The organism is Streptomyces diversicolor (assembly GCF_057537855.1).
Genome location: NZ_BAAJXA010000091.1, coordinates 1 through 10,950, shown reverse-complemented (window position 1 = coordinate 10,950; position 10,950 = coordinate 1). Strand labels below are relative to the sequence as shown.

Sequence of the window (10,950 nt, the reverse complement as noted above, 5' to 3'; positions counted from 1 at the left end):
CCCGCCATGAGCGGCCATGACCACGAGTCCCGGATCAGGGAACTCCTGGCCCGGATGACCGTCGACGAGAAACTGGGCCAGCTGCAGCAACTGGCCTGGGCCTGGGACACCGGCCCCGGCGGCGCCGACACCGAGGCCGCCGAGGCCGCCGCCCGCAAGGGCCTGCTCGGCTCGGTGCTCAACGTCGTCGGCGCCGCGGCAGGCAACGCCCTGCAGCGCATCGCCGTGGAGGAGTCACGCCTCGGCATCCCGCTGGTCTTCGGCCTGGACGTGATCCACGGCTACCACACCACATTCCCGATCCCGCTCGCCCAGGCCGCGGCCTTCGACCCGGCCGTGGCGGAGAAGGACGCCGAGGTCTCCGCGCGCGAGGCACGGTCCAACGGCACCCACTGGACGTTCGCCCCGATGCTGGACGTCACCCGCGAGCCACGCTGGGGCCGGATCGCCGAGAGCACCGGCGAGGACCCGTATCTGACCGCCTCCTACGCGGTGGCCAAGGTGCGCGGCTACCAGGGCGCCGACCTGGCGGCGGCGGACCGGATCGCCGCCTGCGCCAAGCACTTCGTGGCCTACGGAGGCGCGGAGGGCGGCCGCGACTACAACACCGTCGACGTGTCCGAGCAGCGGCTGCGCAACCTCTACCTGCCCCCGTTCCGTGCCGCTGTCGACGCCGGCGCCGCCACCGTCATGGCCGCCTTCAACACCGTCAGCGGTGTGCCGGCGCACGCCAACCCGCACACCCTGACCGGCGTCCTCAAGCAGGAGTGGGGCTTCGACGGCGTCGTGGTCAGCGACTGGACAGGTGTGCAGGAGCTGATCGCGCACGGCAACGCGGCCAACGAGGCGGAGGCCGCCCGACGGGCACTGACCGCCGGAGTGGACATGGAGATGGTGTCCACCACCTTCGTCGACCACGGCCGGGCCCTGCTGGCCTCAGGGACGCTGAGCGAGGAGCGGCTGGACGACGCCGTGGCCCGGGTGCTGCGCCTGAAGCTGCGACTTGGCCTGTTCGAGCGCCCGTACGCCGAGGAGTCCGCGGCCCTGACCGCCCCGACCGCCGGGACACGGGCCGCGGCGCGGGCGGCCGCGGGGCGCTGCATGGTGCTGCTGAAGAACGACGACGACGTCCTGCCCCTGAACGCGCCGTCGCTGCGCTCGCTCGCCGTCGTCGGCCCCTTCGCCGACTCCGGTGACCTGCTCGGCACCTGGGTGCTGCCCGGCGCGCCCGCCGCGGTCCCCGTCCTTGCCGGTCTGCGTGAGGCACTGCCCCACACCCGGGTCACACACGCCGCCGGGGTGTCCCCGCAAGGGCGCGACACCTCCGGCATCGCGGAGGCCGTGGCCGCCGCGGAGGCCGCCGACGCCGTCGTGCTCGTGGTGGGGGAACCGCCCGCGATCAGCGGAGAGGCGGCCGTGCGCAGCGAACTCGGCCTGCCCGGCGCCCAGGAGCAACTGATCGGCGCCGTCGCCGCGACCGGCAAGCCCTGCGTCGTGGTGCTCGTCTGCGGACGCCCCCTCACCGTCGGCGGCTGGGCGGACAAGGTGCCGGCGATCCTGGTGGCCTGGCACCCGGGCATCGAGGCCGGCCCTGCCGTCGCGGACGTACTGACCGGGGCCGTCGTCCCGGGCGGCAAACTGCCCGTGACCTTCCCACGGGCCGTCGGCCAGATCCCGCTGTACTACAACCACGAGCGGACCGGCCGCCCCTACGACCCGGCCGCTCCGGACGCGAAGTACGTCTCTAAGTATCTCGACCTCGCCGACGGCCCGGCGTTCGCCTTCGGCCACGGGCTGAGCTACACCACCTTCGCGCTCGGCGCACCCCGGCTGAACCGTGAGCGGATCGGGGCCGGGGAACTGCGGGCGGGCGCGACGGTTCAGGTGACCGTCCCGGTCCGCAACACCGGCGGCCGTGCCGGCGACGAAGTGGTCCAGCTCTACGTCCAGGACCCGGCCGCGAGCATCACCCAACCGGTCCGCCGGCTGCGCGGGTTCCGCCGGATCCGGCTCGCGGCGGGCGAGGAGAAGGAGGTCCGCTTCACCCTGGGGGCCGACGACCTCGGCTACTGGACCAACGACCCGGCCGGGGCGTTCACCGTGGAACCGGGCGAGATACACCTCCACACCGGCACCGGCTCCCGGACGCACACCCGGAACACCCTCCTGATCACCTGACCACCACGAGGCGGCACGACAGCCGCCGCAGCGGCGCGATCCGGCCCCGCCCGCGGCGGCACCCCGTCCCGCCGAAGGGAGTGATGCGCCGAGGAGAAGTCCGCAGTCGCTCTTCGATACATGTCGCCCGACACCACCTCCGCTGCGCCGGACGTGGTTCGTCGAGGCATGCCTCATCCACGAGTCGTCAACCGCGTGTCGGTGCGTCGTCATGGGCGCGCGGTGGGGAGAAGCATGAGAGCACGACTATGCGCGGCCATGGTGGCCCAGGCAATGCTGGGTCTGCTGCTGGCGGGCGCCGCGACGGGAACCGCGCACGCCGCCACCACCACCTACTACGTGTCGCCGAACGGCAGCGACGGCAACAGCGGTCTGTCGCCGGATCAGGCGTGGAAGTCGATCGGGAAGGTCAACGGTTTCACCTTCCCGCAGGGCAGTGCCGTCTCGTTCCAGGGCGGGCAGACGTTCTCCGGCTGCCTGGTCTTCGACGGTGACAACGTGCCCGCCTCGTCGGCGTCGACACCGTTCACGGTGACCTCGTACGGCACCGGTCAGGCCACCATCACCTCCGACTGCACCGGGGACTATTCGGCGGCGGTCACCGCGGACGGTGTGAGCGGCTTCCGGCTGGTCGACGTGAAACTGGTCAACGGCGCGACGACCGCGGCCGGTGTGCTGCTGCAGAACCAGAAGTCGTCGACGGCGACCAAGGGGCTGAAGGTGACCGGTTCGGACATCTCCGGGTTCGCGACGCCGAGCGGCAGCAGCAGTACCTTCGGCGGGCAGATCATGGTGCTCGGGTACGCGGTGAACGGCAACACCGGGCCGCTGGACGACGTGCAGATCCTCGACAACGCACTGCACGGCGCCGGCGTGACCTCCCAGGCCGGTCCCGGTGTCTACGGCTGGGGCTCCGGGGTGAACATCACCAACGTCCGCGTCGAGGGCAACACTGTGTACCACCTCGGCATGGCGGCCAAGAACACCGGCGCCGCCCTCACCGCGAACGGCTGGGACGGCGCGGTCATCCAGCACAACGTGGTGCACGACATCGGTGCGAACGTGACCTCCTGTGGCGGCGCCAGCGGCATCATGACGTACACCTCCAACAACGTGGCGATCCGCCACAACGAGGTCTACAACGTGCAGCCCGTCCCGGACTACACGGCCGGCTGCGACTGGGACGGCATCGATCTCGACGGCGGCACCACGAACTCCGTCGTGGAGTACAACTACACCCACCACAACGCGGGCAGCGGCCTGCTGGCGTACACCTCGACCGCCGGGTCGCGGGTGTGGGGCCCGAACACCTTCCGCTACAACGTGTCCGAGAACGACGACTGGGCGAACGCCCAGGGCGGCCTGTTCAACGTGGTGCCCAACGCCCCGAAGAACGCGCTGTCGATCTACGGCAACACCTTCTTCACCAACAAGGACCAGAGCACCAACAAGAAGGCCGGCACCAGCGCCTGCTTCCTGTTCGGCTACGCGGCGGGCACATGGGCCGGCGGCTCGCAGATCAAGGACAACATCTGCCACATGGCCAACAAGGGCGGCTTCGGCAAGACCGGACAGCTCTACTACAACCCGTACAAACAGACCGGGATGACGCTGTCCCACAACCTGTACTACGGGACGAACACCGCCGGATGGCGCTGGGGCGGCACGACCTACGGCGACTTCGCCGCGTGGGCGGCGGCGGGGCTGGAGTCGGGCGCGGTGTGGGGTGACCCGCTGTTCACCTCGCCCGGCGCCGGCGGCACCTGCACGTGGTCGCCCGCCTCGGGCGCCGGGCCGCAGCCGTGCCCGCAGGCGTACACCCTCAAGCCGGGATCCCCGGCGCTGGGTGCCGGTGTGGCGGTGCCCGGCAACGGCGGCGTGGACTACTACGGGACCACCGTTCCGGGCACGCCGAACATCGGGGCCGACGCCGGATAGGCCCCGACCGTCCTGACAGCTGTGGCGGGCGGCGGCCCGGCGCGCCTCCACGTCATCGACGAGCGCGTCCTGCCGCCGTCCGCCGAGCGGGCCTTGCCCCGCCACGTCACCGACCCGGACTCCAGCCGGGTGAAGGTCCTGGCCGCTGTGGAACGGCCAGGACCCGACCGTTGCGGTAGTCGCTCCCCGCGGTTCCCGAGTTCCCGTGTGCCTGGAGTGAGTTGAGTCACGCCCCTGGCGGTGAGTGGGGAGGCGGGGGCCCATACGTATCCCCTGACGACGACCGGGCGCCGGGTGCGAGGATGGGCACGCTATGACTGTCCGAGGGTGGTGCCGCGCGGTGCGGGCCGGCGTGTTCGCCGCCGCCTGCGTGCTGCTCGCCGCGCTCGGACACGCCACCATGTCGGGGACCGCCGTGCCCTGGTGGGCCATGGCCGCGGGCGCGACCGGGACCGGCGCGGCCGGCTGGTCGCTGGCCGGCCGGGAACGCGGACGCACGGTGATCGTCGCGGTCGTGACCGCCGCGCAGGCGGTCCTCCACGAGACCTTCTCCCTGGCGCAGAACCTCGCGTCCGCACCCGTGCCGGCCCCCACCGCCGTGCCCCGCGCCGGCGGCTCCGCGCGCATGAGCGCCATGGATCCGGGCTCCATGGGGTCCATGGACATGGACTCCATGGCCGGCACCGACCTGGGGTCCGCGCACATGGGGCACATGGCGCACATGGGGCACGGCGTGTCCGGCATGGCGCACGGGCACGACATGGCCGGCATGAGCGGTGCCGCCTCGGTCGGCATGTTCGCCGCGCACCTCCTGGCCGCGGCCCTGTGCGGGCTGTGGCTGGCCTATGGCGAGCGGGCCGTCTTCCGTGTTCTGCGGGCGGCGGCGGCCTGGCTGGCGGCGCCCCTGCGGCTGCTGCTCGCTCTGCCCACGCCGTTCGTCCGCCCGTCCGTGCACCGCTGCCGCGATGCCGCCTGTCCGGCTCCGGTGCGTCTGCTGCTGTGCTGTTCCCTCACCTTCCGGGGACCGCCCGCGGGTGCCGCTGTCATCTGAGACAGCCGGATCCACCGGGGCCCGCTCCGCCTCCCTTCCTGCGGCGCTCGCGCGCAGGTCTTCCAGCAGGCTCCTCGCGGCGACGCGGCCACGCGCCACCGTGAGCAGAACGTTCCTGACGGCCCCGGGCATCGCCGTACCTCTCGCGTACGGCCGCACCCCATGTGCCGGTGAGCCATGCCCCTGTGCGGGCCGGGCCCCGGAAGACCCGAGAAGGACATCACTGATGATCTCTGTCCTGCCCGCTTGCCGGGTGGATCGTGCCGCCGCGGACGCGTCGGCGACCGCCTGGGCGCTGGCCGCCCGTGGCGGGGACCCCGACGCGGCCGACCACTTCGTCCGTGCCCTGCACGGCGACGTGCTGCGCTACGTCGCCCGCCTCAGCGGCGATCCCCAGACCGCCCACGACCTCGCCCAGGACACCTTCGCGCGGGCGTTCGGCAGCCTGCACCGCTACGAAGGCCGCGCCTCGGCCCGTACCTGGCTGCTGTCGATCGCCCGTCGCACGGTCGCCGACAGCCTGCGCCGCGCCGCGGTCCGGCCCCGGATCGCGGACACCACCGACTGGCAGACGGCGGTGGAACGCACCCAACCGTGCGGCCTGCCCGGCTTCGACGACGGCGTGGCCCTGCTCGACCTGCTGGAGACGCTGCCCGGGCAGCGCCGTGAGGCGTTCGTGCTGACCCAGGTGGTCGGGCTGTCGTACGAGGAGGCGGCAGGCCACCTCGGCTGTCCCGTCGGCACGGTCCGCTCCCGGGTCTCCCGCGCCCGGGCCACCCTCGGACGGCTGCTCCAGGAAGCCGACGCGCCGAGCGGCCACGCGGCCTGACCCGGGCGCCTCCCCGCGCCGGGACCACCGGCGCCGACGCTCCCGGTGGCGCGGTCCCCCGAAAGGGGCCACGCCACCGGGAACTCGACGGCGCGGGCGGGGGGCCGTACCTCGACGTCAGCGTCGGCGAACGCCTCTCTCCCCGGGGCCGGGACGGCGCGACGGGCACGGCGTGCCGCGCCCCGGGCGGCGCCGTCGCCCCCCGGCGGCAGGCGACGGCACGCGTCGTGGCCGGTCCGCGTCCGGTGCGCCGCAGAGGGATCGGACGACTTGCCGGAGTGCCGAGGGAACTCCCTGGCTTCTTCGTCCGACTCCTCCTGCGACACCGACTCGGCAGCCGGCCACGGCGGTGGCGGCCAGGAGGGGCCCGCATGTCACCCGAGACGGACATCGCCTTCGCGGCGATCAGAAGCGAGCACGGCGCAGCAGCGGACTTCACTGGACCTGCTTGGTCCGCACGTTCCGGGAACTCAGGGCCACTTCACCTCGACTACTGCAACAGACACCTTCACGTCACGACTACACCCCTCACGCAAGGAGCCCGCATGCCGATCAACCGGCCGGTCGCCGCCGCCCTGGCCGCAGCACTCTGCCTCCTGACGGCGGCATGCGGTTCATCGTCGGACGACAACCCGAGCGACAGCGCGCGCGACAAGCCGAGCGACGGGACGACCGAGGCTGCGGCCTCGAAGACCGGCTACCCGGTGACCCTCGACAACTGCGGCCAGAAGGAGACCTTCAAGCAGGCCCCCAGCCGTGTTGTCGTGATGAACGGCGCCTCTGTAGCCGAGGTCTCCACGCTGCTTGCCCTCGGCCTCGGGGACAAAATCGTCGCCAACCAGCAGAGTTACGGCATGTCCGAGGTGCCGGGCCGGGCAGAGGCCATCAAGAAGCTGCCCACCGGGAACGTCGAACTCAACGCGGCCTACGACATCCCCCGCGAGGCCATGCTCGCCCTGCGCCCCGACCTCGTCCTGTCCGTCACCACGTACGGCTTCGACCAGAAGAACGGCTTCGCCACCCGCGAGCAGCTGAAACAGGTGGGAGCAGGCAGCTACGTCTCCCCGCAGGGCTGCGACGACGACCCCTCCAAGATGACCGTCGCCGACAGCTACCAACTGCTGCGCGACATGGGAAAGATCTTCAACGTCAGCGACAAGGCCGAGAAGCTGATCGCCGCGTCCGAGAAGAACATCGCGGCGGTCTCCGAAAAGGTCAAAGGGGAAAAGCCCCCGAACGTCATGGTGCTCTTCTCCAACATGTCCATGGGCAGCAACGACTTCAGCTCGGTCGTCGCCCACGGCATCATCAACGACATCCTCGCCAAGGCCGGAGGCGCCAACGCCTTCGAGACCGCCGCCAGGACCACCTTCGCCGACCTGAGCAAGGAGAAGGTGGCCGCCACCGACGTCGACGCCCTCGTCGTCATCAGCTACAACGACCCCGACCCGGCGGCATACGCCAAGAAGCTGCTCAAGGAGTTCCCCCAGTGGCCGGCCGCCAAGAACAACACATACGTGACGCTGTCCGACTCGATGTACCTGGGCCCCAGCAACGACCTGGCCGTGCAGAAGATCGCCGAAATGCTGCACCCGGACGCCGTCTGAGCCGGCTCACGCTCCCGCTGGCGTTCACCTGCCTGCTCGTCGCGTTGTCCGCCACCATGATCGTGGCGATCAGCATCGGTGCGGTCAACGTGCCCGTCGGTGACGTGTGGGGCATCGTCCTCCACCACGTCACCGGCGCCGGGGCGGCACCCTCCGACCCCGCGCTGGACCAGATCGTCTGGAACTTCCGCACACCGCGGGTCATGCTGGCGGCCCTGGTCGGCGCGGGCCTGGCCGTGTCCGGTGCGGTGCTGCAGACCGTGGTGTCCAACCCGCTGGCCGACCCCATCGTGCTGGGCTTCTCCTACGGCGCCACGCTCGGCGCGGTCCTCGTCATCACGCTCGGCGGCGGAGTGGCACTCGCCGGGCTCGGGGTGTCGGCGGCGGCCTTCGTCGGCGCCCTGGCCGCAGGCGCGCTGGTGTTCACGCTCGGGCAGCGCCGCGGACGGCTGGCCCCGACCAGGCTGGTGCTCGCGGGCGTCGCCGTCGGCCATGTCTTCCTCGCGGCGACCAGTTTCGTCCAGCTCCAGGCGACCCCCACCGAACTGCGGACGGTCATGTTCTGGATGCTGGGCAGCGTCGCGGGCGCCCAGTGGGACCACATGCCCACGGTCACCGTCGTGGTACTGGTCACCACCACACTGCTGTCCTTGTTCGGCCGTCGCCTCAACGTGCTGCTCGCCGGGGACGAATCGGCGACCGCGCTCGGCGTCGACGTCAACCGCTTGCGGGCCGTCTTGCTGGTCCTCAGCGCGCTGCTGACCGGGACGGTCATCGCCGTCGCCGGCAGCATCGGCTTCGTCGGCCTGATGATCCCGCACCTGGTACGGCTGACCATCGGCGCCGACCACCGCCGACTGCTGCCCCTGACCGCCCTGACGGGCGCCGTCTACCTGGTCCTTGTGGACCTGCTCTCGCGCACCCTCGACCGCCCCAACGAACTGCCGCTGGGCATTCTCACCGCCCTGCTCGGCGCCCCCTTCTTCCTGTGGCTGCTGCGCCGCGACAAGGGCCTGGACTGAAGCATGAAACTCCTCGTCGACCGGCTCCGGATCACCCTGGACCGCAACCCGGTTCTCCGTGACGTGAGCCTTGAAGTCCGTGCAGGCGACATCGTCGGCCTCGTCGGGCCCAACGGCAGCGGAAAATCGACCCTGTTGCGCGCCGTCTACCGTTCTTTGCGCCCGGCGGACGGGGCCGTCAGGGTGGGCGAGGACGACGTGTGGGAACTGTCCCCGCGCGTCGCGGCCCGCCGTACCGCGGCCGTCCTCCAGGACACCGGCGGCACCACCGCCGGCCTGACCGTCACCGAGATCGTGGCCCTCGGCCGCGCCCCTCACCACGGCCTGCTCGGCCGCGACGGACCCGGGGATCGCAAGGCCGTATCCGACGCCATCGACCGCTGCGGGGTCCGGCCCCTCGCCGACCGCGCCTACGCCTCCCTGTCCGGCGGCGAACGCCAACGCGTCCTGCTGGCACGCGCACTGGCCCAGAACCCCCGGCTCCTCGTCCTGGACGAGCTGACCAACCACCTGGACATCCGGGCCCGGTTCGAACTCCTGGACCTGATCCGTGCCACCGGCGTCACCACCCTCGCCGTCCTGCACGACCTCGACCTCGCCGCCCGCCTCTGCGACCGGCTGGTCGTCCTGCGCGACGGAGCAGTGGCCGCGGCGGGGCCGGTCCTGGACGTGCTCACACCTGGCCTCCTCGCCGACGTCTTCGGCATCCGCGCCACCACCGAACGGCACACCGACGGTGTCGTCCGCATCACCTACGCGGCCCGTCCCCTCGCGCACGCCGAGAGCCCGGCGGACGAGAGGAGGTGGCGTGGACCCGATGGCCCTGTGCCAGCAGGCGCGGGGTGAGCACCGCGACGCAAGGGCCGATCGCGGCGACCCGACCGGCGTCGGCCGCTGGGGCCGCACCGACGCGTCCGGCGGTCCGCGCGTCGCGGGCACGCGCGGACCGCCGTCGGTGGTGTCCGTCAGCGCGTGCTGCGCCGCAGCCGCCGGCCGGGCCACAGCACTGCTGTGCCGACGGTGAGGAGGACGGCCGCGATGCCGCCGAGCACGAGGGCCTGGTCCCCGGGCCCGGCGGTGCCGGTGTGTGCCAGCTGCGGGGCGGCGGTGTCCGTGGCCGCGGCGGCGCCCTGGAGGATCAGGCCGGCCACGGCGTCGGGGCGGGCGATGAGGGACACATGGCAGGAGTCGATCTCCTGCGTGTGGGAGTGGGCCCGTTCGGCCTCGAACCGCTCCTGCTGGGGGCTGATGGTCATGTCCTGCCGTCCGATCAGCGCCCAGGACGGGATCTGCTTCCATGCCGCGACCTTGGCCGTCTCCGAGAACGCGGTCGTGGCGGCCGGGCGCTGGGTGACGCCCAGCAGGTTCGCCTGGCTCTCCGGGAGGCAGTTGGCGAAGACCGGGTGCACCTTGTCCCGCTTGAGGTACAGGTCGGTGCCGCCGGCGCTGTCGGTCCGGTACGGCACGGAGTCCGTGGCGGTGCCCAGGGCGCTCGGGAAACGCGCGGACAGCGACATGCCGCTCTCACCGACGTCGGGCATCAGCGCGTTGATGTACACCAGCGACTTGACCTGGGGGTTTCCCGCCGCGGCCGTACTGATGACGGCGCCGCCGTAGGAGTGACCCGCCAGCACGATCGGACCCTTGATCGTCTTCAGGACGGAGGCGATGTACGCGGAGTCGCTGTACAGGCCGCGCAGCGGGTTGGCCGGGGCCATCACGGGGTAACCCCGGCGCTTCAGCCGCTCGATCACGCCGTTCCAGCTGGAGCCGTCCGCGAAGGCGCCGTGCACCAGGACGATCGTGGGCTTGGCGGCGGTGGCGGCGCTGTCCGCCACCGCCGGAGCCGTGGTCGCCGCGCACAGGGCCGCGACCGCGCACCCTGCCGTCGCCACGCGCCACGCTCTGCTTCGCGGCAGTGAGCCGCGTATCGCGGGTACCGTCATGTCGACCTCGCTCTCGATGGGGGCCTACGGCACCTCAGCGTTCACCCCATCGACCCAACGGGCCCGCCGATGACATCCAACCGGGTGAAGTTCGCGCGGCATCGAAGCGATGTTCCGCATGCCGCCCGGCCGTACGCCGGCCGGCCGTTTGCCGGTGGCGGCCCCTCGCGTGTCGCTCACCGGATGGGGACCGTGGAGAGATGCGGCCGGTGCCGCCGTGGCTGTCTCGAAGAGGACCGCGGGTCGCCGGAGCCGTGCGCGGGGCGGGACAGGGCGAGGACGGCCAGGTCGTCCTGCCGCTCTCCGTCGGTCCACCGTGACACGCCCCGCACGAGGCTGTCGACGATGTCCCGTGGGTGGGCCCGTGTGTGCCGGGAGA

Annotated in this window: 8 protein-coding genes and 1 pseudogene; 7 read left to right on the top strand and 2 right to left on the bottom strand. The window is 72.0% G+C overall.

Annotated features, from left to right (window positions below; all coding sequences use genetic code 11):
* Window positions 1-6: 6 nt before the first annotated feature.
* From AC27LF_RS44990 to AC27LF_RS44960, 7 genes are all read left to right on the top strand, one after another.
* Window positions 7-2,178 (top strand): glycoside hydrolase family 3 N-terminal domain-containing protein, encoded by a 2,172-nt coding sequence (locus tag AC27LF_RS44990; RefSeq protein WP_479662356.1) that lies wholly within the window; start codon window positions 7-9, stop codon window positions 2,176-2,178.
* 234 nt (window positions 2,179-2,412) lie between these two features.
* Window positions 2,413-4,116 carry a right-handed parallel beta-helix repeat-containing protein gene (locus AC27LF_RS44985; RefSeq protein WP_479662350.1) on the top strand — a complete coding sequence of 568 codons (1,704 nt, stop codon included), beginning with the start codon at window positions 2,413-2,415 and terminating at the stop codon, window positions 4,114-4,116.
* 313 nt (window positions 4,117-4,429) lie between these two features.
* On the top strand, window positions 4,430-5,167 hold the full coding sequence (locus AC27LF_RS44980) for a hypothetical protein (protein ID WP_479662351.1): 738 nt from the start codon (window positions 4,430-4,432) through the stop codon (window positions 5,165-5,167).
* Between the two features lie 226 nt (window positions 5,168-5,393).
* Window positions 5,394-5,996 carry an RNA polymerase sigma factor gene (locus AC27LF_RS44975; RefSeq protein ID WP_479662352.1) on the top strand — a complete coding sequence of 201 codons (603 nt, stop codon included), beginning with the start codon at window positions 5,394-5,396 and terminating at the stop codon, window positions 5,994-5,996.
* A gap of 545 nt (window positions 5,997-6,541) precedes the next feature.
* A complete protein-coding gene (locus AC27LF_RS44970) occupies window positions 6,542-7,603 on the top strand; it encodes an ABC transporter substrate-binding protein (RefSeq protein WP_479662353.1) in 1,062 nt (353 codons plus the stop codon).
* Window positions 7,604-7,659: 56 nt separating this feature from the next.
* Window positions 7,660-8,625 (top strand): FecCD family ABC transporter permease, encoded by a 966-nt coding sequence (locus tag AC27LF_RS44965; protein ID WP_479662357.1) that lies wholly within the window; start codon window positions 7,660-7,662, stop codon window positions 8,623-8,625.
* 3 nt (window positions 8,626-8,628) lie between these two features.
* Complete coding sequence (locus tag AC27LF_RS44960; protein WP_479662354.1) at window positions 8,629-9,471, top strand: ABC transporter ATP-binding protein; 843 nt, start codon at window positions 8,629-8,631, stop codon at window positions 9,469-9,471.
* Window positions 9,472-9,590: 119 nt separating this feature from the next.
* Here the strand turns inward: AC27LF_RS44960 and AC27LF_RS44955 are convergent, their stop codons facing one another.
* The gene (locus AC27LF_RS44955) at window positions 9,591-10,520 is read right to left on the bottom strand and encodes an alpha/beta fold hydrolase (protein WP_479662355.1); all 930 of its coding nucleotides are present in this window, start codon (window positions 10,518-10,520) and stop codon (window positions 9,591-9,593) included.
* Between the two features lie 227 nt (window positions 10,521-10,747).
* Window positions 10,748-10,950 (bottom strand): annotated as a pseudogene (locus AC27LF_RS44950) (hypothetical protein); the annotation flags it as partial.

Coding starts and splice junctions, on each gene's coding strand:
- AC27LF_RS44990 (WP_479662356.1), top strand. CDS start 7: ATGAGCGGCCATGACCACGAGTCCCGGATCAGGGAACTCCTGGCCCGG.
- AC27LF_RS44985 (WP_479662350.1), top strand. CDS start 2,413: ATGAGAGCACGACTATGCGCGGCCATGGTGGCCCAGGCAATGCTGGGT.
- AC27LF_RS44960 (WP_479662354.1), top strand. CDS start 8,629: ATGAAACTCCTCGTCGACCGGCTCCGGATCACCCTGGACCGCAACCCG.
- AC27LF_RS44975 (WP_479662352.1), top strand. CDS start 5,394: ATGATCTCTGTCCTGCCCGCTTGCCGGGTGGATCGTGCCGCCGCGGAC.
- AC27LF_RS44980 (WP_479662351.1), top strand. CDS start 4,430: ATGACTGTCCGAGGGTGGTGCCGCGCGGTGCGGGCCGGCGTGTTCGCC.
- AC27LF_RS44970 (WP_479662353.1), top strand. CDS start 6,542: ATGCCGATCAACCGGCCGGTCGCCGCCGCCCTGGCCGCAGCACTCTGC.
- AC27LF_RS44965 (WP_479662357.1), top strand. CDS start 7,660: ATGATCGTGGCGATCAGCATCGGTGCGGTCAACGTGCCCGTCGGTGAC.